The organism is Leisingera aquaemixtae (genome assembly GCF_001458395.1).
Classification (GTDB): Bacteria; Pseudomonadota; Alphaproteobacteria; order Rhodobacterales; family Rhodobacteraceae; genus Leisingera; species Leisingera aquaemixtae.
Genome location: NZ_CYSR01000011.1, coordinates 195,302 through 214,541, shown reverse-complemented (window position 1 = coordinate 214,541; position 19,240 = coordinate 195,302). Strand labels below are relative to the sequence as shown.

Below are 19,240 nucleotides of genomic sequence, written 5' to 3'. Positions count from 1 at the left end.
GCGGGAGCACGCCCCTCGCCTGCTCAAAGCCAGCTTAAAAAACAGCCTTTGCCAATTGGTCAGCCCTTGTTACCAATCCCCCATGGCCGAGATCTTTTTCCGCACCCTGCCCTTCTTCGCAATCATCGGCCTTGGCTACTGGGCCGGGCGCAGCCGCTTCTTCACCGAGGACGCCACCGCCTATCTCACCCGCTTCGTGTTCTACTTTCCGCTGTCGGCGATGATCTTCGGCTTTGCCGCCAACCTGTCCTTTGCCGAGGTCTTCGACCCCACGCTGATCCTCGGCTATCTCGCCGGCACCCTGGCGGTCTACCTGCTGGTGACAGCCGTTGCCATGATCCGCGGGCTGGACGTGCCCACCGCAGCAGTAGAGGCGCAATGCGCGGCGATCGGCAATGTGGGCTTCCTGGGGCTGCCGATGATGGCGATCCTGTTCGGCCCGGCCTCCGCGGCGCCGATGATGGTGGTGCTCAGCGTCGATCTGGTGGTGTTTTCCTCGCTGATCGTGATCCTGATCAACGCGGGCCGCGGCCAAGGGCTTGGTCTGGCGACCCTGAAACTGGTGGGGCTGGGGTTGCTGAAGAATCCGATGATCCTGTCCATCGTTGCGGGCCTCGCCTGGTCGGCCTCCGCGCTGCCGATCCCGGAGCCTGCAAACGATTTCCTCACCATCCTCGGCGGCGCCGCCACGCCCGGAGCCCTCTTCGCCATCGGCGCGTCGCTGGCCTCGAAATCGGCGGAGCGGGTGCAGGTCGCGGGCTGGCTCAGCTTTGCCAAGCTGGTGCTGCACCCGGCCTGCGTCGCCCTCGCGGTGCTTTGGCTGATCCCCGCCGCGCCATTCTCCGCCGCCGTCGCCATCGCTGCCGCCTCCCTGCCGGTGGCGGGCAATGTCTACATGCTGGCGCAGCACTACGGCGTGGCCCCGCACCGGGCCTCCGCCGCCATCTTCATCTCCACCGTGGTGTCGATTGTCACCGTGCCGGCGGTGATCGCCTGGGTCTCCTAAACCCGGATTACCTCCTAAACCCGGATCACATAGTCCTTGCGGGTGGTCTCGATCACCTCCCAAGTGCCGCTGAAGCCGGGCCGCAGGATGAAGCTGTCGCCTGCCGCCAGCGGGTATTCGGTGCCGTCGTCGCTGGTGATCACCGAGCGCCCCGCCAGGATCCGGCAGTATTCCCACTCGTCATAGGATATCCGCCACTTGCCCGGCGTCGACTGCCAGATGCCGCAGTACAGCCCGTCTAACTCCTCCGCGTTCCAGGTGGTGAACACCGGATCGCCCGCAAGCACCTTCTCCGGCGACGGGCGCTCCACCTCCGCCTCCGCAGCCTCCGGTGTCAGCCTCAGAAAATCGCTCATGGCCCTTGGCCTCCCTGTTGTTCTGGCGGCAGACTGTCCCGGTTTTCGCCGCCGCTGTCCAGAACCCCCAAGGCGCGGCTGCTGCCGCCGCCAGCCGCCCAAAGCCCCGGATGTTTGCGGTTTCGCAAGCCTTCTGCCGCAAAAACCGGCCTTGCCGCCGCCCTCCCGCTGGACGCTGCGGCAATCTGCGGATAGCGATAGGGCTAACAGATTTGAGGAGCCTCACCGATGGAAACCGTTTCCGAGAACCGCGCCTTTGGCGGCACACAGGGCGTCTACAAACACGCCAGCAGCGCCACCGGCGGCGATATGACGTTCGGCCTGTTCCTGCCGGAGGAGGCCAAGGACGGCCCGGTGCCGGTGCTGTGGTATCTCTCGGGCCTCACCTGCACCCATGAAAACGCGATGACCAAGGCAGGCGCCCAGGCCTGGTGCGCCGAGCAGGGCATCGCCATCGTCTTCCCCGATACCTCGCCCCGCGGCGAGGGCGTGGCCGATGATGAGGCCTATGATCTGGGCCAGGGCGCGGGCTTCTACGTGAACGCCACCCAGAACCCCTGGGCACCGCATTTCCAAATGTGGGACTACGTGGCGGAGGAACTGCCCGCGCTGCTGGGCGAGGAATTCGCCATCGACCTGGACCGCCAGGCGATCACCGGCCATTCCATGGGCGGCCACGGCGCGCTGACCCTGGCGATGAACCTGCCGGGCCGCTACAAATCGGTCTCTGCCTTCGCGCCGATCTCCCACCCGACCCAGTCGGACTGGGGCCGCAAGCAGCTGAACGCCTACCTGGGCGACGATGAATCCGCCTGGGCCAAGCACGACGCCACCCTGCTGATGCGGGAGAAAGGCTTCGACGGCCCGCTCCTGATCGACACCGGCACCTCCGACCAGTTCATCGACCTGCTGAAGCCCGAAGCGCTGGCCCATGCGGTGGCCGAACGCCGCCAGCAAGCCATCCTGCGGATGCAGCCGGGCTATGACCACAGCTATTTCTTCGTGTCGACCTTCATGGAGGAGCATATCTCCTTCCACGCCGACGCGCTGTACCAGAACTGAACACAAGGAACGCGGCCATGAGTGACGAATTTGATTATGACCTGATCATCATCGGTTCCGGCCCCTCGGGCCGCGCCGCCGCCATCCAGGCGGGCAAACTGCACCGCCGGGTGCTGGTGATCGACCGCAAGGACCGGCTGGGGGGCGTGTCGGTGCACACCGGCACCATCCCGTCAAAGACCCTGCGCGAAACCGTGCTGAACCTCTCCGGCTGGCGCGAGCGGTCGTTTTACGGCCGCTCCTACCGGGTGAAGGACCAGATCGGCGCCGAGGATCTGAAGGCGCGCCTGCACATGACCCTCGATTACGAGGTCGACGTGCTGGAGCACCAGTTCAACCGCAACCACGTCGACACCCTGAACGGGCTGGCGAAATTCATCGGCCCGAACGAGGTCGAGGTGGCCACCGAGGCCGGCGAATCCACCCGGCTGACGGCAGAGAAATTCCTGATCGCCACCGGCACCCGCACCTACCGCCCGGACTACGTGCCGTTCAACGGCAAGACCGTCGTCGACGGCGACGAGTTCCTGGAAATGGCCGGGATCCCGCGCTCGCTGGTGGTCATTGGCGCCGGCGTCATCGGGGTGGAATATGCCACCATGTTCTCCGCCCTCGACGTGCGCGTCACCCTGATCGAGCCGCGCGAGACCTTCCTCGACTTCATCGACAAGACCCTGATCCAGGATTTCACCCACCAGATCCGCGAAAACGGCGTCGACTTGCGGCTGGGGTCTGCGGTGGAAAGCATCGAGGACGCGGGCGAGCATATCGAGGTGTCGCTGGCCAACGGCCGCCACGTGCGCGCCGAAATGCTGCTGTTCGCGGCCGGCCGCATGGGCGCCACCGAGGCGCTCAACCTCGATGCCGTGGGCCTCAAGACCGACCACCGCGGCCGCCTGTCGGTGGACCGCAAGACATACCAGACCGCGGTGCCGCATATCTACGCCACCGGCGACGTGATCGGGCACCCGTCGCTGGCCTCCACCTCGCTGCAGCAGGGCCGCGTCGCCGCCTGCCACGCGCTGGAAACCCCGACCCTGCCGGAAAGCCCCTGGTATCCCTACGGCATCTACTCAGTGCCGGAAATGTCCACCTGCGGCATGTCCGAGGAAGAGCTTAAGGAGCGCGGCATTCCTTACGAGGTCGGCGTCGCCCGCTTCCGCGAAACCTCGCGCGGCCACATCATGGGGCTGGAGCACGGCATGCTGAAAATGCTGTTTTCGCTGAAAACCCGCCGGGTGCTGGGGGTGCAGATCGTCGGCGAGGGCGCGACAGAGCTCATTCACATCGCCCAGGCGGTGCTGAACCTCAAGGGCACGGTGGACTACTTCGTGCAGAACACCTTCAACTACCCGACCCTGGCCGAGGCCTACAAGATCGCGGGCCTCGACGCCTTCAACCGGATGCCGATCCCGGAGGAATTCAAGGTCAGGAAACCCGCCCGCAAGGCCAAACCGGCCTCCAAGGCAGAGGCTAACGCAGACGCCAAACCCGCGGCTGACAAAAAGGCGGCAGAGTGACCGCCCTCTACATCGACGCCGACGCCTGCCCGGTGAAGCAGGAGGCCGAGCGGGTCGCTACCCGCCACGGCCTGCGCATGTTCGTGGTCTCCAACGGCGGCCTGCGTCCCTCGCAGAACCCGCTGGTCGAAAACGTGATCGTGTCTGAGGGCGCCGATGTGGCCGACATGTGGATCGCGGACCGCTGCGGCCCGGGCGATGTGGTGGTGACGGGGGATATCCCCTTGGCCGCCAAATGCATCGAGGCCGGCGCCCGCGTGCTGCGCCACAACGGCGAGCGGTTCACGCAAGCCAACATCGGCCAGCAGCTGGCAATGCGCGACCTGATGGCCGACTTGCGCGCCGCCAACCCTCTGGGCGCAGGCGGCAGCGGCAAGGGCTTCACCAAGGCCGACCGCTCCCGCTTCCTGGATGCGCTGGAGCGCGAGCTGCGCGCCGCCAAACAGGCCTGATCCCGGGTCAAGGCTCCGCGCAGCGGACCGCGCGCGAGCGCGGCTTGGCCTTGACGCGGGAGCAGGCCGCCCCAATCTTGGGGAGGCGCGTTCAGGGGCAGACCTGCCCCTGAACCGCTTCTCAGCAAGTAATCCAGCCCCTCCTCCGGACTCGAACCTCACGTTCTGCGGCCCAAAATTCCGGCCCGGAATTTTGCCCGGAAAAATTGCATTTTTCCGCCCCCGCCCATTGCCCGGCCACACCAATTCCGCCACTGATCAAACTCAGGGAGCAGGAGGCGGCACAGATGAACGCAGAGGTCAAAATCAGCGTCCCCGGCCTGTTTGCCGCGGCCGGCGCGGGCATTGCCTTCTCCGTCATCGACATGATCTTCAAATTCCTGTCCGGCGACTACCCGCTGTACGAGGTCGTCCTGTTCCGCTCCGTCATCGCGGTGGCGGTGATGCTGGCCATCATCGTGCCGCTGGAGGGCGGCTACCACCTGTTGCGCACCCATCAGCCCAAGCTGCACCTCGCGCGCTGCCTTGTGGTGTTCTTTGCCAATATCTTCTTCTTCACCGGCATCGCCATCCTGCCGCTGGCCGAGGCTGTGGCCATCGCCTTTGCCACGCCGCTGATCGTCACCACCCTGTCGGCGCTGTTCCTGGGCGAGCGCCCCGGCCCCTGGCGCTGGGGCGCGGTCTTTGCCGGTTTCCTCGGCGTGCTGATCATCATGCGCCCCGGCCCCGGCAGCTTCCAGCCCGCCGCCCTCCTGCCGCTCCTCGGCGCCTGCGGCTATGCCACCCTGCATGTGCTGACCCGCCGCGCAGGCGGGACAGAGGCCGGCGCGACGCTCGCCTTCTACCCGATGATGGGCTTCCTGATCCTCAGCGCCCTGGCCGGGCTGATCTTTGGCGACGGCCGCTTTGCCACCGGCGGCAGCCCAGCCTTCGACTTCCTCCTGCGCGCCTGGATCTGGCCCGCCCCCCAGGACTGGCCCTACCTGATCGGGGTCGGCCTCGCCGGCTCCATCGGCGGCTACCTGGTCAGCCAGGCCTACCGCATGAACGAGGCCGCACTGGCCGCGCCTTTTGAGTACATCGCAATGCCGATGTCGGTCCTCTGGGGTGTTTTGATCTTCAACGAATGGCCCGATCCGGCGGTCTGGGCCGGCAGCGCCCTCATCATCGCCTCCGGCCTGGTCTCCGTCTGGCGCGAGACCCGCAAGAACCGCCCCGCCCCGCGGCCCCGCCCGCGCGCAGAAGGATGACCGCGATGCCCATTGATGCCGTCGTCTTCGACATCGGCCGCGTGCTGATCGAGTGGGAGCCGGAACGCTTCTACGACAGCCGCATCGGCGAAGCCCGCCGCCGCCAGCTGTTCGAACAGGTGCCGCTGCACGGCATGAACCTCAACGTCGACCGCGGCCACCCCTTCCGCGGCAGCGTCTATGCGCTGGCGGACCAGCACCCGGAGTGGCTCGAGGAAATCCGCTGGTGGCACGATTGCTGGCTGCAGATGGTGCCGCGCGCGATCCCCCGCACCGTCCGCCTGATGCAGGCGCTGCAGGCGCGCGGCACGCCGGTTTTCGCCCTCAGCAACTTCGGCGCCGAGACGTTTGAACTGGCCTGCGATACCTACCCCTTCCTGCGTGGCTTTGACCGCACATTTGTCTCCGCGCATCTGAAATGCATCAAGCCAGAGCCGGAAATCTATGCCATTCTCGAACGCGAAACCGGGGTGGCGCCGCAGCATCTGCTGTTCACCGACGACCGCCCCGAAAACATCGAGGCCGCCCGCGCGCGCGGCTGGCAGACCCATCTGTTCACCGCCCCCGCGCCCTTTGCGGCCCGGCTGGTGCAGGCCGGGCTGCTGACAGACCAAGAGGCCGCCTGAGACGGCACACGCAGAAGGACAACAGGCACATGACCATCCCGTTCATCACCTTTGAAGAGGGCGAGGCGCTGCTGGACTGGGTCAGCTTCGCTGACGCGCTGGCCGCCAGCCACAATCTGCCCAAGGCAGAGATCGGCGATACATTCCTCGACCGCGACCCCGACACGCTGCTCAGCCGCTCCGCCTGGATCGACGGGCTGGGCCTGGCGGTGAAAACCGCCAGCATCTTCCCGCGCAACCCGGACGCAGGCAAGCCGATGATCAACGGCTCCGTCTGCCTCTACTCCGACACCGACGGCACCCTTGAAGCCCTCGTCGACTTCCACCTCGTCACCAAGTGGAAGACCGCCGGCGACAGCCTGCTCGGCGCCTTGCGGCTGGCCAACCCCGACGCCAGCGAAGTGCTGATCGTCGGCGCCGGCACCGTCGGCGCGTCTCTCATTGAGGCGTTCGGGGCCGGCTTCCCGCAGGCGCAGATCCGCGTCTGGAACCGCACCGCCTCCAAGGCGCAGGAGCTTTGCACCCAGTATCCCGGCACCAACCACGCGCCCGATCTGGAACCCGCCGTCAAGGCTGCCGACATCATCGTCACCTGCACCATGTCGTCCCAGCCGGTGATCCAGGGCGACTGGCTCCGCCCGGGCCAGCACCTCAACATGATCGGCGCCTACCGCCCCGACATGCGCGAGGCCGATGACGCGGCGCTGAAACGCGCGCAGATCTACTGCGACAGCTTCGACACCACCCTCGACCACATCGGCGAATTCAAGATCCCGCTGGCCGCAGGCACCATCCAGCGCAGCGACGTGCTGGCCGATTTCTACGCCCTGGACAGCTTCCCGGCCTATGACCCGTCCCGGATCACCCTGTTCAAGAACGGCGGCGGCGCCCACTTGGACTTGATGACCAGCCACCACATCCTGCAGAAGTGGCAGAGCAGGCCATGACCTGGATGCTGCTTTCCGCGGCAGCCCTTCTGATCCTCATCCTTGCCCCGCTGCTGCGCGAACGGCTGCGCAAGCAGATGAACGCCGCGGCCCGGCAAACCGCCCCCGGCGCCTTTGCCCGGCTTTCCGGCGGCCTCACCCATTACCGCTGGCAGGGGCCGTTGCGCGGCCCCGTTGCGGTCTGCGTTCACGGGCTCACCACGCCTTCCTATGTCTGGAACGGCATCGCCCGGGGGCTGGCCGCCATGGGTTACCGGGTGCTGACCTACGACCTCTACGGGCGCGGCTGCTCGGACCGGCCCGGCGGCCCGCAGGACAGCGCCTTCTTCCTCACCCAGTTGGAGGAGCTGCTGGCGGATCAGGAGGCGGGCGAGGATATCACCCTGATCGGCTATTCCATGGGCGGCGCCATCGCCACCGCCTTTGCCGCCGCCCATCCCGGCCGCCTGCGCGAACTGATCCTGCTCGCCCCGGCCGGTTTCGGACGCAGCCCGGACCGGCTCACCCGGATCATCCGCGATGTTCCCCTGATCGGAGACTGGCTGATGCATGCCCTCTACCCGGCCCTGCACATCCGCGGCACCCGGGCCGGGCGCAATCTGCCCTCCTCCGTCCCCGGCATCACCGCTTTGCAGCAGCAGGAGCTGCGCTACCGCGGCTTCATTCCCGCGGTGCTCGCCTCGCTGCGCGGCATCCTGAACCAGGATTTCACCGAAGAGCTGCGCAGCCTGCACAGCAAGGGCGTGCCGGCTCTGGCCATCTGGGGCCAAGAGGACGCGGTGATCCCGCCGACCTCCCCCGGCCGCCTGGCCGAACGCGCCCGCTCGGTCCGGCAGGAGGAAATCGCGGGCGCAGGCCACGGCCTGCCCTATACCCACACCGATGAGGTGCTGGAGATCATCGCCCAAAACCACCGACGCGGCCTCAGCTGACCGCGGCTGCACCGTTTCATCTTTCCGGAAATACTCCGGGGGCTGCCATTGGTGCGCCATTGGTTCAAGCCCAATGGCAGCGGGCCGGCCCCGGTCCCGCCGAAGCCCCGGAACAGACCGCCCGCATTATGCCGCCAGCGCCGCCCGCGGCAGCGGCCGTTCCTTCACCGGCAGATGCACAATCGCGCTGAACGCCCCGACCGCCACACCGATCCACCAGACCATGGTGTAATCGCCATAGGTGTCATACATCCGCCCGCCCAGCCAGACGCCCAGAAAACTGCCCAGCTGGTGGCTGAAGAACACGATGCCGTACAGCGTGCCCATATAGCGCAGCCCGTAGATATGCGCGACCAGGCCCGAGGTCAGCGGCACCGTCGCCAGCCACAACGACCCCATCGCGACCGAGAAGACGATGACGCTCAGCGGCGTGACCGGGAACAGGATGAACGCCGCCGCCGCAATAGTCCGCCCGGTATAGATCGCCGCCAGCAGGTATTTCTTGGAATACCGCTTGCCCAGATAGCCCGCCAGCAGCGTGCCCCCTACATTGGCCGCCCCGATCAGCGAGATCGCCGCCGCCCCCAGCGCCGAGGTGGTGGTGATCCCGATTGCATGCAGCGCCCCGCCCGGCAGGATCGGCCCGCACATCTCGGTCACAAAGGCCGGGAAATGCGCGGTGACAAAGCCCAGCTGATAGCCGCAGCTGAAAAAGCCCAGGAAGATCAGCGTATAGGACGGATCCTTGAACGCCTTCATCAGGATCGCCCCCATGCTCTCTTCCAGCTCTGCCTTGCTGGCCGCCTCCGGCGCCCGCATCAGCGGCAGGGTCAGGATAAGCGCCAGCACCACACCGGCAAAGATCAGGAACACGCTCTGCCAGCTGAGGAAGCCCAGCATCCACTCCGCCGCCGGCGCCCCGAAAATCTGCCCTGCCGAGCCGGCAGCGGTGACCACCGCCAGCGACATCGAGCGGTTCTCGTCTGAACTTGCCCGCCCCACAACCGCCAGCACCACGCCAAACCCGGTGCCCGCAATGCCAAACCCCACCAGCCACTCATAGGCCTGCATCTCAAACGGCGTCGTGGACCAGGCGCTCAGCACAAGGCCTGCGGCATAGACGATGGCCCCCATGACAATCGCCTTGCGGTCGCCGATCTTCTCGGCAATGGCGCCGAAAATGGGCTGCCCGATGCCCCAGGCCAGGTTCTGAATGGCAATCGCCAATGAGAACTCCGACCGCAGCCAGCCGAACTCCTCGGCAATCGGGATCTGGAACACGCCAAAGGACGCGCGCACCGCAAAGCTCACCATGATGATGATGCAGCCCACGATCAGAACGGGGGTAAACAGCGGCGCGGAACGGTCCATCGGCTTTCTCCTGACAAGCTGCGGAACACTCAGGGAAATTTTTCGGCCGGTCAAATCAGGAATTTTGCGCACATGATTAAGAATATTTGATGCGAGGCGCACAAGCCCCCCGGACCCGCCGCTGTTTCAATCTTGATTGCCCCGCTTCCCATCCCCCGCGCCCCGCGCTATCCCTTCTGCCATGACCCATCTGACCACGCTGTACCGGCAGAAGATTGACGCAGGCGACCTGAAGCCGGACCCGGCGCAGGAAGCCGTGCTGCCCCATTTCGACCGCATCGCCGAAGGCCTCAGGGCGCCGCCGGTGAAACGCGGCTTTTTCCGCAAGGCGGAGTATGAGCCGGTCAAGGGGCTCTACCTCTGGGGCGGGGTCGGGCGCGGCAAATCGATGCTGATGGACCTGTTTGTCGACAGCCTCGACGGCATCCCTGCGCGCCGGGTGCATTTCCACGCCTTCATGCAGGAAATCCACGCCCAGATGCACGAGGCCCGCAAGAACGGGGTGGAGGACGCGCTGGCGCCGGTGGCCAAGGGCGTGGCGGAGTCGGTGCGGCTGCTGGCCTTTGACGAGATGCAGATCACCGACATCACCGACGCGATGATCGTGGGCCGCCTGTTCGAGGCGCTGTTTGCCGGCGGGGTCACCGTGATCACCACCTCCAACCGGGTGCCGGACGACCTTTATAAGAACGGCCTGAACCGGCAGCTGTTCCTGCCCTTCATCGACCTGATCAAGGCGCAGATGGAGGTGCATGAGATGGCCAGCGCCACCGATTACCGGCAGGACCGGCTGACCGGCGCGCAGGTCTATTTCTCGCCGGTGGACGCAGAGGCCCGCGCCCAGATCCGCGCGATCTGGGAGGATCTCTCGGGCGGCCCGGCGCAGCCGCTGACGCTGGAGGTGAAGGGCCGCGAAGTCACCCTGCCCGCCTTCCGCAACGGCGTGGCGCGGGCCACGTTCTATGACTTGTGCGGCAAGATGCTGGGGCCGGGCGACTACCTCGCCATCGCCGAGGAAGTGAAGGTGCTGGTGATGGAGGACATCCCCCGCCTGTCGCGCAACAACTTCAACGAGGCCAAACGGTTCGTCACCCTGATCGACGCTTTGTATGAGGCCAAGGTGCGGCTGATCTGTTCGGCGGCGGCGCAGCCCGAGATGCTTTACGTCGAGGGCGAAGGCACCTTTGAATTCGAACGCACCGCCTCGCGCCTCAGGGAAATGCAGGACAAGGACTGGGGAAGCGGCGGGTAACTTCCGGCCGCCACGGCCGGGGAGATTGCAATTTTCGCGTGTCGCGCTTATCCTTGGCGGCCTGAACGGAGGTTGATCATGACCACCCAAACAAGCCCGCGCTGGACCGACGCACAGGCCGCCTGCGGGCGCGAGATGTACAGCTCCACCTGGCAGGACGTCCTGGCAACCCTTGGCGGTGCCGCTTCCGGCATCGTTGCCAGCCTCGTTTTTGTTGCCGCCTACAAACCTGCACCCGATCCTCTGGTCGCAGTGCCCGCCGTCCTGATCCTGGCCGCGGCGGTCAGCCTGATCGCCGCCGTGTCATCCAGATACCGCAAACGGCGCCAGGCCCTTGTTGCTCAGGAAACCTCCCGGCGCATTGCCAAGCTGATTGCAGAACAGGCGCCGGAGGCCAGCTCTCCTGAGGGTGCGGCCAAGGGCGCGGCAAAAGTCAAATCCAAACTCCGCAGCCTGCGCCAAGCCAGCTAGGCCGCGTTTCCGTGCGTCTGCCGCAGCCCGATGCCTTCAGCCCCGAGGACCTGGACGATGGCGTCGACATGCTGTCGGCGGATCCCTCGCAGATTCTGGAATGGAGCGGCACTGACCGCCCGCGTGCCGAATGGGATTATGAGGAAGTGGAAGGGTGGCGGCAGTTCCTGGCTCAGGCCCGGGCGCGGGAAAACGAGAAGGCGCCGCCGCTCTCCGACTATGTGATCACTGGCATCGGCGTCACGGCAATAGTGATCGGCGTCGGACTGACGGCGCCCGTCACCGGTGTGCCAGCTCTGGTCGGCCTCTGGGTGGGCGGCGCCGGATCTCTGGCCACACTCGCGGGCGCGGTCAAACTTGTGCGCCACAACAACCGCTCAAACACCCGCTTGTGCATTATTGATCAGGCACAGCGCCTGCTGGAGGCGCGGCTGCTTTCGCACAACGCACCGCCCGAATCCTAGGGTCAGCCGTTTTCGCGCAGGATGTGGCCGGCCAGATACAGCGAGCCGCAGATCAGAACCCGCGCCTGCGGGTCCCTGGCGATGATCGCCTGCAGCGCCGCCTGGGGGTTTTCCGCCGTGCCGGCCTCGATGCCCACAGATTTGGCCGCGGCCTCGGTCTCCCCGGCGCTCAGCGTGTTCACCTCATCGGGGATCGAGATCGCCGTGAGGCTTGCAACATGCGGGGCCAGCGGGGCCATGTAGCCGCGCACATCCTTGGTGTTCAGCATGCCGCAGATCAGATGCGTGGGGCGCTCCGGCAGCTTGGCCAGAACATCCGCCAGCGCCACGCCCGCCGCGGCGTTGTGGCCGCCGTCCAGCCACAGCTCTGCCTCCGGCGCGGCCTCAATCAGCGGGCCGGTCTTCAGTTTCTGCATCCGCGCGGGCCATTCAGCGTGCAGCATCGCCGCCTCGCAAGCCGCCTCATCGGCGCCCAGATGGCGCAGCGCCGCCAGCGCCGCACCGGCGTTCTGGATCTGATGCGCGCCCAGCAGAACCGGCAGCGGCAAATCCAAGAGGCCGGTTTCGTCCTGAAACACCAGCCGCCCGCGCTCCTCCCAGACATGCCAGTGCTGGCCATAGGCGATCAGCGGCGCGCCAAGGCGTGCAGCAGTGGCCTCGATCACCTCCATCGCCTCGTCAGGCTGCGGGCCAACCACAACCGGCACGCCGCGCTTGATGATACCCGCCTTTTCGCCTGCGATCTTCGCCAGCGTGTTGCCCAGGAACTGTTCATGGTCGATCGAAACCGGGGTGATCACGCTGAGCGCCGGGGTGATCACATTGGTCGCATCCAGACGCCCGCCCAGGCCCACCTCCAGCAGCGTGTAATCCGCAGGCGTGCGGGAAAACGCCAGCAGCCCCGCCACCGTGGTGATCTCGAAATAGGTGATGTTTTCGCCGCCGTTCCTGGCATAGCACTCGTCCAGCACCTCGGTCAGATGCTCTTCCGAGATCAGTGCGCCCGCCAGCCGGATCCGCTCGTGAAAGCGCGCCAGATGCGGCGAGGTATAGGCGTGAACGCTCTTGCCCACCCCCTCCAGCCCGGCCCGGATCATCGCCTGGGTCGAGCCCTTGCCATTGGTGCCCGCCAGGTGGATCACCGGCGGCAGCTTGTCCTGCGGGTTGTCCAGCGCTTCCAGCAGCCGCCAGACCCGGTCCAGCGTCAGGTCGATGATCTTGGGGTGCAGCGCCATCATGCGGGCGAGGATCGCGTCGGAGGTCTGGGTCATCAGCCTGGTCCTGTCAGATCGGAAAGTCTTGGGTGGCAAAAAAACAGCGCCCGCCCTGATGAGGACGGGCGCGGCCCGGCCAGGCGGCCAGGCGATTCACTATAGGCCGGGTTACTCGGCAGCTTCTTCACTGGGAGCGCCATCGGCCGGCGCATTTGCGGCCTTGGGCGCCTCTTCCTTCTCCGGCACCGGCAGATCGCCCACCACCTGCGGCGGCAGGCCCATCAGCATCCGGATGATGGTGATCAGCTCCTGGCGCATTTCGGTGCGCGGGGTCACCCGGTCCAGCATGCCGTGGTCCAGCAGGTACTCGGCCCGCTGGAAGCCGTCGGGCAGCTTCTCGCGGATGGTCTGCTCGATCACCCGGGGGCCCGCAAAGCAGATGAGCGCGTTCGGCTCAGCGATATGCACATCCCCCAGCATCGCATAAGACGCCGTCACCCCGCCGGTGGTCGGATGGGTCAGCACCACGATATAGGGCAGGCCCGCCTCTTTCAGCATCTCCACCGCAACGGTGGTGCGCGGCATCTGCATCAGCGACAGGATGCCTTCCTGCATCCGGGCGCCGCCGGCCGCAGAGAACAAGACCAGCGGGCGGCCCAGCTTTACCGCTTCCTCGGCTGCGGCGATGATGGCATTGCCCACATACATGCCCATCGAGCCGCCCATGTAGGAGAAGTCCTGCGCGGCGGCGATAATCGGCGTGCGGCCGATCTCGCCCGCGGCCACCAGCATCGCTTCCTTCTCGCCGGTCTTCTTCTGCGCGGCCTTGATCCGCTCCGGGTATTTCTTCTGATCCTTGAACTTCAGCGGATCGGTCAGCGGCTCCGGCACCGCGACCTCGGTGAACACGCCGCCGTCAAACAGCGCAGTGAAACGGTCGCGCGGCGAGATATGCATGTGGTGGCCGCAGCTGGTGCAGACGTTCTGATTGTCGCTCAGCTCGCGGTGAAACAGCATGGTGCCGCATTCATCGCACTTCTGCCAAAGGTTCTCGGGCACTTCGCGGCGCGAAAAGATCGAGTTGATCTTGGGCCGGACGTAGTTGGTGATCCAGTTCATATTGCTTGCCTCTCCGGGGGCGCGGTTTGCCTCCCAGATAAGGCGCATTTGCCGCAATTGCAATCAGCGGCGTATGGCAAGCCGTGCTGTCAGCCAGCTGACCAGCATCAGCGCAAAGTCGACGGCCATCCACGGGCGCAGGTTGCCGGTGTCGCCCATATCGAAGGGGATCAGGTACAACGCCAGCCCGTTCAGGCTGGTCGGCGAGGCAAACAGCAGGAGTGCTGCGGCGTTGTTGAAGAAATGCACCGCCATCGCCGGGCCCAGTGTGCCGGCCCGCGCCGTCAGGTCCGCCATCAGCAGCCCGAACAGCCCGGCCCAGGCGGTGATCAGCAGCGCATTCTCCCCGGCGTCGGCGGGCAGATAGTGGCCCAGCGCAAACAGCGCCGAGGGCACCACCAGCCAGACCGCCGGGCTGCGGAACCGCGCCGCCAGCGCCTGCTGGATATAGCCGCGGAACAGGATTTCCTCAGACCCGGTCTGCACCAGCACCGCGGCGGCGGACAGCGGCAGGATGCCCAGCCAGGTCCAGAACGGCAGGTTCGGGGTCATCGGCGGCCCCATGCCATAGGGCGGCAGGGTCATCAGCAGCAGGCCGAGGCCCAGCAGGTACAGGCTGACGCGGCCGAACTGCCGCACCAGCGGCCGCAGATGCCCGGTCACGGTGGCAAAGCTGCGCTGATGGAACAGCCGCGCCGCCATCGCCACCCCCAGCGACAGGAAGGCAAAGCTGCCCAAAAGCACCAGCATCGCGCCTGGATTGCTGCCATCGGCCAGCCCTTGCAGCCAGGCGCCGGGGAACAGCCCCGCCACCGTCACCTGCAGCGCTGCCGTCATCGCAAAACTGACCGCCGCCACCAGCACCAGCCCCAGCATCAGCCGCCACAGCTGCGGCTGCACCCGGGCAAACCGCACCAAGGCCTCATGCGCTCTGTAGCTGTGACTGTGCAGCATGGTTCCTCCGGACCGGGTGGCGGCAAGGTGCGCCAACGTTATGCATTGCTGCAACGCCAAGGCAAGGCACCGGTGCCCGGGACCGGTTCGCTCTTGCCCGTCTGTGCGCCCGCCCGCTATGAATTTGGGAAAAAACAAGACCGGCAGGGGCAGAAGTGAGCAGAACAACCAGCGGAAAACCCGCGCCTTTTCCGCCAGACGGCGGAAAGGCGCCGATCTTTGGGCAAATGGCCAAGGCCGTTGCCGCGGCGCTGACCGGTGCGCTGCTGACCGCCTGCAGCCCTGCGCCGCAGGAGCTGTCCTTTGCCGCCCGCAGCGCAGACCCCGCTGCCCGGAAGGACGGCCAGGTGATGCCCTTTGCCAACGGCGAGGTAATGCTGGCCGCGCCGGCAGGCTACTGTTTCGACCGCCGCAGCAGCCTGCCGCAGGCCGGCGGCGGCTTTGCCCTGATCGCCCATTGCAGCCGTCTGGAGGGGCGCGGCTGGTTCGGCGCCCGCAAGGCGGCGGTGCTGACCGCATCCATCGGCCCCGCCAGGCAGAACGCCCTGGCGCCGCGGGCCAGCGACATCGCCGCCATGTTCCCCGGCGCCCGGCTGCTGGAAAGCCGCGAGGACCAGCTGCTGCCGCTGGTCAGGCTGGAATTCCCTCAGGCCGTGGCCAAGGGCGCCAGCCCGGTGCACTGGCGCGGCGCCTTTGTGCTGGACCGCCACCTGATCGCGCTGGCGCTTTACGCGCCCGACGGCAGCAGCGCTCTGGGCAGCCACGGCGCCGCCCTGCTGAACGAGGCGGCCCACCGCACGCTGGAAGCCTCCACCCTGCCGGCCCTGGAACAGGCGCAGGCCGCGCAGGCTCCGGCAGCAGCCGCACCCGCAGCGCTGCGGCCCCGGGTCCGGCCCGCAGGCCCTGATACGGGTGCCAAAGCGGCCGCCCCCCGCAAAAAACGCGGGCTCGGCCAGCGGATTGCCGGTTTATTTCAATAGCCCCGCCCGGTTACACTGCCGCCAGCCCCCCGCGGCCAGCCGCACCGGGGCCGGACAGGCCAGCAAGACCTCGAACAGGCAAGAGAGAGCACGATGGGCAGGATTTTGGACCGGCTGATGCATCTGCGCAGCCTGCGCCGCTGGCGCGCAGCGGCTGAGGACTCGGCGCGCGCGCCGCTGGCGGAGCTGCGCCGCCAGCGCAACCAGGCCCGCCAGCTGCGCACCCATCTGGACCGGCTGATCCACACCGCCGACGGCCGCCTAGCGCTGCCGCAGATCGGCTCTTCCTTCTTTCCGCGCCCGCATGGCACCGACTGGTCCTGGCGCCCGGAGCTGTGGCGCGGCCCCCTGCCCGATCGCGGCCTGGCCTCGGCCCCGCCCAAGGCGCGGCTGGGCGATGAGGTGCAGCTGTTCCATGACTGCGCCTTCTCCGAACTGACCCTGCGCCAGCTCCGCAACACCCGCGAGGAGGATCTCGCCCCCTTCGGGCTGCGCATGGACGTGTTCAAATTCGACGGCTCCTTCCTGTCGCTGGTGATCGACCTGCCGCCCGAAGCCGCCACCGGCATGACCCGCCAGCACCTCCTGCGGGTGGACAGCATCATCGAATCCGAAAAGCCGATCGAGATCTTCGCCCGGCTCAACATCCAGCACGGCCCCAACACCGAACAGATCGTGCGCGAGCTGCCGATGGAGGAAAAGAACATCGTGGTGGAATTCGACCTGGCCTATTCCCGCCTGAACGAAAAGCGGATCGAAAAGATCTGGTTCGACCTGATCTTCGAGGCGCCTGACATGAACCAGGTGATCCTGCGCGACCTGACCTTCTCGCGCCACCGCCGCGCGGCGATCTGAGCGGCCCTGACCCATGCGTGACTGGACATGAGTGACCTGACATGAGCGACCTGACACTGACCAAAATCCGCTTCCGCAACGGCGTCTGGGAAGGCCGGATCGGCAACGCCCCCGCCAGCGGCGCCAGGCCGGACATTACCGTGATGTTCCAGGATCAGCCGGTCCAGGACGTCCGGCTCAGCGAGGGCGAGACCGGCGGCGAATGGGCGCTGGCGGTGCCGGTCCCGGCGGAGGCCGTGGCCGACGGGGTGCAGACCGTTGTGATCTTCGATGCCGCCAGCAGCACCCGGCTGGGCGATTTCACCCTGATCGGCGGCGAGGCGGTGGCCGACGACCTGCGCGCCGAGGTGGAGCTGCTGCGCGCCGAGCTGGACATGCTCAAGCGCGCCTTCCGCCGCCACTGCCTGGAAACGTCCTGAATTGATGTCCCGGCGCTGCCCGGCCTTCCAGCCGGGCGGGAGATCGGAAATTGCCCGAACGCACAGCCAAGCCGCCTACTCCAGCGCCTGAAACTGCTCCGCCAGCACCTGCATCAGTTTCGCGTGCGGGATCGGGCCATAGCTGCAGCGCGCGACACCCGCCTGCCGCGCCGTCTCCAGCGTGATGCCGCGCATCATCGTGTTGACCGGCAGCGCACTCGCCTCGCAGACCCGGGCAATCAGGTCGGGATCGCTCAGCCCCGGCACGAAAAAGCCGTTCGCGCCCGCTTCGGCATAGGCCGCCCCGCGCTCCAGCGCCTCGGACAGCAGGGTGCCGTGCTTGGAGGCATCCTTTTCCTTCAGGAACAGATCGGTGCGCGCATTGACGAACATATCCGCATGGGCCGCCCGCACCGCGGTCACCCGGCGGGCCTGCTCGATGATGCCGTACAGATCCGCGGTGCCGACCACCTGATCCTCGAAATTCAGCCCCACCGCGCCGGTGTGCGCCAGCCGCGTCACATTGACGGTCAGCTGCTCCGGCTCGCTGGCGTAACCGCCCTCGAAATCAATCGTCACCGGCAGATCCGTGGCCGCAACGATGCGCTCTGCATTGCCCAGCACGAACTCCAGCGGGATCTGCTCGCCATCGGGAAACCCCTGCGCCGCCGCCACCGGGAAACTGCCGGTCGCCAGCGCCTTGGCCCCGGCCCCGGCAACCGCCTTGGCGCTGCCGGTGTCCCAGATGTTGTAAAGCACCACCGGATTGCCCGGCTGGTGCAGCGCCGCGAAACCGGCGGCGCGGTCGGAATATGTCATGCTGAAATCCTTTGTCTGTAGCCTGTCTCAATTTCTATCAGCCTTTGCTTGCGCCACAAGCCGCCGCCATAGCCGGTCAGCGCGCCATCCGCCGACAGCACCCGGTGGCAGGGCACCACCAGCGCCAGCTGGTTGGTGCCATTGGCCCGCGCCACCGCCCGCGCGGCCGAAGGCCGCCCCAGCTCCCGCGCGATCTGCGAATAGCTGCGGGTCTCCCCCGCCGGGATGGTCAGAAGATAACGCCAGACCGCGCGCTCAAACGCAGTGCCATGCAGCGCCAGCGGGGTGCGGAAATCCGCGCCCGCGCCGGCAAAGTAGCGGCGCAACTCCTCTGCAATCTGCCCGGTCGGCGCAGGGCGGCCAAACCCCAAACCGCCGGGCTGCGCCATTTGCAGCTTCGCCACCTCGCGCGGCAGCGCCTTGCGGTCGGCAAACTCCAGCAGATGCAGCTGATGGGCGCAGCTGATCGCAATCATCGCGCCCAAGGGCGTGTCGATCCAGTCCGCCAGCAGCAGCGCATCCTTGCGAAAGGCGCCGGGCGCAATCCCCACCAGCCTGGCAAAGGCCGCGCGAAAGGCGCTGGCGCTTTCAAACCCCGCATCGATCTGCGCTGCAATCACCGGCTCGCCGGCTTTGAGCGCGGTAAAGCCCTCGCGCAGCCGCCGCTGCCGCGCCATCTCCAGGAAAGTCATGCCGAAATGCCGCTTGAAGGCGCGCCGCACGGTCGAGGCATCCAGCCCCAGCCGGGCAAGGTCACCCTCGCCCCAGCGGTAGGCAGGCCGCGCCTCCAGCCGCGCCAGCAGGTCCTGCACCATCGGATCATCGCCGGCGGCAGCGGCCAAGGGCTTGCAGCGCTTGCAGGCGCGGAACCCCGCCTCGATACAGTCGCCGGGGGTGGCGTGGAACCGGCAGTTCTCGAACTTGGGCTTGCGCGCCGGGCAGGTCAGCCGGCAGAAGATGCCGGTGGAGGTCACGCCGACATAGGCGCGCCCCTCATAGGCGGCGTCACGGTCCAGCAAAGCTTGATACAGGGTCTTGGAATCAGGCAGGTCAAACATCATGCCCGGAGCATAGACCAGCCCGCCCGGTCAGTACGCCGGATATCGGGCGTTTATTTTCGCAATGACGCAAGGACGCGGGCGAAGCTGCCTGAAAAGAAAACGCGGCCCTC

The 19,240-nt window shown here is 66.8% G+C and carries 21 protein-coding genes; 14 read left to right on the top strand and 7 right to left on the bottom strand.

Going from position 1 to position 19,240, the window contains the following annotated elements:
* Window positions 1-82: 82 nt before the first annotated feature.
* Complete coding sequence (locus PHA8399_RS06790) at window positions 83-1,006, top strand: AEC family transporter (protein ID WP_058285413.1); 924 nt, start codon at window positions 83-85, stop codon at window positions 1,004-1,006.
* 14 nt (window positions 1,007-1,020) lie between these two features.
* Here the strand turns inward: PHA8399_RS06790 and PHA8399_RS06785 are convergent, their stop codons facing one another.
* On the bottom strand, window positions 1,021-1,362 hold the full coding sequence (locus PHA8399_RS06785; protein WP_058285412.1) for a cupin domain-containing protein: 342 nt from the start codon (window positions 1,360-1,362) through the stop codon (window positions 1,021-1,023).
* A gap of 228 nt (window positions 1,363-1,590) precedes the next feature.
* Here PHA8399_RS06785 and fghA point away from each other — a divergent pair, with 228 nt between their 5' ends.
* The 7 genes from fghA (at window position 1,591) to PHA8399_RS06750 (ending at window position 8,151) form a co-directional block, all read left to right on the top strand.
* The gene (fghA, locus tag PHA8399_RS06780) at window positions 1,591-2,424 is read left to right on the top strand and encodes an S-formylglutathione hydrolase (protein ID WP_058285411.1); all 834 of its coding nucleotides are present in this window, start codon (window positions 1,591-1,593) and stop codon (window positions 2,422-2,424) included.
* 17 nt (window positions 2,425-2,441) lie between these two features.
* On the top strand, window positions 2,442-3,944 hold the full coding sequence (sthA, locus tag PHA8399_RS06775; protein WP_058285410.1) for a Si-specific NAD(P)(+) transhydrogenase: 1,503 nt from the start codon (window positions 2,442-2,444) through the stop codon (window positions 3,942-3,944).
* On the top strand, window positions 3,941-4,396 hold the full coding sequence (locus tag PHA8399_RS06770) for a YaiI/YqxD family protein (RefSeq protein ID WP_058285409.1): 456 nt from the start codon (window positions 3,941-3,943) through the stop codon (window positions 4,394-4,396). Before sthA ends, PHA8399_RS06770 begins: the two co-directional genes overlap by 4 nt.
* 287 nt (window positions 4,397-4,683) lie before the next feature.
* On the top strand, window positions 4,684-5,646 hold the full coding sequence (locus tag PHA8399_RS06765) for a DMT family transporter (protein WP_058285408.1): 963 nt from the start codon (window positions 4,684-4,686) through the stop codon (window positions 5,644-5,646).
* Window positions 5,647-5,651: 5 nt separating this feature from the next.
* Window positions 5,652-6,272 carry an HAD family hydrolase gene (locus PHA8399_RS06760; RefSeq protein ID WP_058285506.1) on the top strand — a complete coding sequence of 207 codons (621 nt, stop codon included), beginning with the start codon at window positions 5,652-5,654 and terminating at the stop codon, window positions 6,270-6,272.
* Window positions 6,273-6,301: 29 nt separating this feature from the next.
* Window positions 6,302-7,219 (top strand): ornithine cyclodeaminase family protein, encoded by a 918-nt coding sequence (locus PHA8399_RS06755; protein WP_058285407.1) that lies wholly within the window; start codon window positions 6,302-6,304, stop codon window positions 7,217-7,219.
* A complete protein-coding gene (locus PHA8399_RS06750; protein WP_058285406.1) occupies window positions 7,216-8,151 on the top strand; it encodes an alpha/beta fold hydrolase in 936 nt (311 codons plus the stop codon). Before PHA8399_RS06755 ends, PHA8399_RS06750 begins: the two co-directional genes overlap by 4 nt.
* A 126-nt stretch (window positions 8,152-8,277) precedes the next feature.
* On the opposite strand, the gene PHA8399_RS06745 is transcribed toward PHA8399_RS06750, so the two are convergent.
* Window positions 8,278-9,522, bottom strand: a complete 1,245-nt coding sequence (locus tag PHA8399_RS06745; protein ID WP_058285405.1) for an MFS transporter — start codon at window positions 9,520-9,522, stop codon at window positions 8,278-8,280.
* A 181-nt stretch (window positions 9,523-9,703) separates the two neighbouring features.
* On the opposite strand from PHA8399_RS06745, the gene zapE reads away from it, so the two are divergent.
* From zapE to PHA8399_RS06730, 3 genes are all read left to right on the top strand, one after another.
* Window positions 9,704-10,774 (top strand): cell division protein ZapE, encoded by a 1,071-nt coding sequence (gene zapE / locus PHA8399_RS06740; protein ID WP_058285404.1) that lies wholly within the window; start codon window positions 9,704-9,706, stop codon window positions 10,772-10,774.
* 78 nt (window positions 10,775-10,852) lie between these two features.
* On the top strand, window positions 10,853-11,245 hold the full coding sequence (locus PHA8399_RS06735) for a hypothetical protein (RefSeq protein ID WP_058285403.1): 393 nt from the start codon (window positions 10,853-10,855) through the stop codon (window positions 11,243-11,245).
* A gap of 11 nt (window positions 11,246-11,256) precedes the next feature.
* Complete coding sequence (locus tag PHA8399_RS06730; RefSeq protein ID WP_058285402.1) at window positions 11,257-11,709, top strand: hypothetical protein; 453 nt, start codon at window positions 11,257-11,259, stop codon at window positions 11,707-11,709.
* A 2-nt stretch (window positions 11,710-11,711) separates the two neighbouring features.
* Here the strand turns inward: PHA8399_RS06730 and PHA8399_RS06725 are convergent, their stop codons facing one another.
* From PHA8399_RS06725 to PHA8399_RS06715, 3 genes are all read right to left on the bottom strand, one after another.
* Window positions 11,712-12,980: a bifunctional folylpolyglutamate synthase/dihydrofolate synthase gene (locus PHA8399_RS06725; protein WP_058285401.1), complete on the bottom strand. Its 1,269-nt coding sequence runs from the start codon at window positions 12,978-12,980 to the stop codon at window positions 11,712-11,714.
* 111 nt (window positions 12,981-13,091) lie between these two features.
* On the bottom strand, window positions 13,092-14,042 hold the full coding sequence (accD, locus tag PHA8399_RS06720) for an acetyl-CoA carboxylase, carboxyltransferase subunit beta (protein ID WP_058285400.1): 951 nt from the start codon (window positions 14,040-14,042) through the stop codon (window positions 13,092-13,094).
* Window positions 14,043-14,105: 63 nt separating this feature from the next.
* On the bottom strand, window positions 14,106-14,996 hold the full coding sequence (locus tag PHA8399_RS06715; protein ID WP_058285399.1) for a CPBP family intramembrane glutamic endopeptidase: 891 nt from the start codon (window positions 14,994-14,996) through the stop codon (window positions 14,106-14,108).
* Window positions 14,997-15,223: 227 nt separating this feature from the next.
* On the opposite strand from PHA8399_RS06715, the gene PHA8399_RS06710 reads away from it, so the two are divergent.
* The 3 genes from PHA8399_RS06710 to PHA8399_RS06700 all read left to right on the top strand — a co-directional run bounded on the left by PHA8399_RS06710 (window position 15,224) and on the right by PHA8399_RS06700 (window position 17,250).
* On the top strand, window positions 15,224-15,976 hold the full coding sequence (locus PHA8399_RS06710) for a hypothetical protein (protein ID WP_244270166.1): 753 nt from the start codon (window positions 15,224-15,226) through the stop codon (window positions 15,974-15,976).
* A gap of 93 nt (window positions 15,977-16,069) precedes the next feature.
* Window positions 16,070-16,831 carry a DUF6478 family protein gene (locus tag PHA8399_RS06705; protein ID WP_058285397.1) on the top strand — a complete coding sequence of 254 codons (762 nt, stop codon included), beginning with the start codon at window positions 16,070-16,072 and terminating at the stop codon, window positions 16,829-16,831.
* Between the two features lie 41 nt (window positions 16,832-16,872).
* Window positions 16,873-17,250, top strand: a complete 378-nt coding sequence (locus PHA8399_RS06700; RefSeq protein WP_058285396.1) for a hypothetical protein — start codon at window positions 16,873-16,875, stop codon at window positions 17,248-17,250.
* Window positions 17,251-17,325: 75 nt separating this feature from the next.
* Here PHA8399_RS06700 and PHA8399_RS06695 read toward each other — a convergent pair whose 3' ends face one another.
* Together PHA8399_RS06695 and PHA8399_RS06690 are read right to left on the bottom strand one after the other, a co-directional pair.
* Window positions 17,326-18,069, bottom strand: a complete 744-nt coding sequence (locus PHA8399_RS06695; RefSeq protein ID WP_058285395.1) for an isocitrate lyase/PEP mutase family protein — start codon at window positions 18,067-18,069, stop codon at window positions 17,326-17,328.
* Entirely contained in the window at window positions 18,066-19,130 is a 1,065-nt protein-coding gene (locus PHA8399_RS06690) for a bifunctional transcriptional activator/DNA repair enzyme AdaA (protein ID WP_058285394.1), read from the bottom strand. Before PHA8399_RS06690 ends, PHA8399_RS06695 begins: the two co-directional genes overlap by 4 nt.
* Window positions 19,131-19,240 lie beyond the last annotated feature (110 nt).

What these genes read in the sequence shown, in the direction of transcription:
- PHA8399_RS06700 (WP_058285396.1), top strand. Translation starts at nt 16,873, where the DNA reads ATGAGCGACCTGACACTGACCAAAATCCGCTTCCGCAACGGCGTCTGG.
- PHA8399_RS06715 (WP_058285399.1), bottom strand. Translation starts at nt 14,996, where the DNA reads ATGCTGCACAGTCACAGCTACAGAGCGCATGAGGCCTTGGTGCGGTTT.
- PHA8399_RS06790 (WP_058285413.1), top strand. Translation starts at nt 83, where the DNA reads ATGGCCGAGATCTTTTTCCGCACCCTGCCCTTCTTCGCAATCATCGGC.
- PHA8399_RS06710 (WP_244270166.1), top strand. Translation starts at nt 15,224, where the DNA reads ATGGCCAAGGCCGTTGCCGCGGCGCTGACCGGTGCGCTGCTGACCGCC.
- PHA8399_RS06750 (WP_058285406.1), top strand. Translation starts at nt 7,216, where the DNA reads ATGACCTGGATGCTGCTTTCCGCGGCAGCCCTTCTGATCCTCATCCTT.
- PHA8399_RS06755 (WP_058285407.1), top strand. Translation starts at nt 6,302, where the DNA reads ATGACCATCCCGTTCATCACCTTTGAAGAGGGCGAGGCGCTGCTGGAC.
- sthA (WP_058285410.1), top strand. Translation starts at nt 2,442, where the DNA reads ATGAGTGACGAATTTGATTATGACCTGATCATCATCGGTTCCGGCCCC.
- PHA8399_RS06695 (WP_058285395.1), bottom strand. Translation starts at nt 18,069, where the DNA reads ATGACATATTCCGACCGCGCCGCCGGTTTCGCGGCGCTGCACCAGCCG.
- PHA8399_RS06690 (WP_058285394.1), bottom strand. Translation starts at nt 19,130, where the DNA reads ATGATGTTTGACCTGCCTGATTCCAAGACCCTGTATCAAGCTTTGCTG.
- PHA8399_RS06760 (WP_058285506.1), top strand. Translation starts at nt 5,652, where the DNA reads ATGCCCATTGATGCCGTCGTCTTCGACATCGGCCGCGTGCTGATCGAG.
- accD (WP_058285400.1), bottom strand. Translation starts at nt 14,042, where the DNA reads ATGAACTGGATCACCAACTACGTCCGGCCCAAGATCAACTCGATCTTT.
- fghA (WP_058285411.1), top strand. Translation starts at nt 1,591, where the DNA reads ATGGAAACCGTTTCCGAGAACCGCGCCTTTGGCGGCACACAGGGCGTC.
- zapE (WP_058285404.1), top strand. Translation starts at nt 9,704, where the DNA reads ATGACCCATCTGACCACGCTGTACCGGCAGAAGATTGACGCAGGCGAC.
- PHA8399_RS06725 (WP_058285401.1), bottom strand. Translation starts at nt 12,980, where the DNA reads ATGACCCAGACCTCCGACGCGATCCTCGCCCGCATGATGGCGCTGCAC.
- PHA8399_RS06785 (WP_058285412.1), bottom strand. Translation starts at nt 1,362, where the DNA reads ATGAGCGATTTTCTGAGGCTGACACCGGAGGCTGCGGAGGCGGAGGTG.
- PHA8399_RS06765 (WP_058285408.1), top strand. Translation starts at nt 4,684, where the DNA reads ATGAACGCAGAGGTCAAAATCAGCGTCCCCGGCCTGTTTGCCGCGGCC.
- PHA8399_RS06705 (WP_058285397.1), top strand. Translation starts at nt 16,070, where the DNA reads ATGGGCAGGATTTTGGACCGGCTGATGCATCTGCGCAGCCTGCGCCGC.
- PHA8399_RS06745 (WP_058285405.1), bottom strand. Translation starts at nt 9,522, where the DNA reads ATGGACCGTTCCGCGCCGCTGTTTACCCCCGTTCTGATCGTGGGCTGC.
- PHA8399_RS06735 (WP_058285403.1), top strand. Translation starts at nt 10,853, where the DNA reads ATGACCACCCAAACAAGCCCGCGCTGGACCGACGCACAGGCCGCCTGC.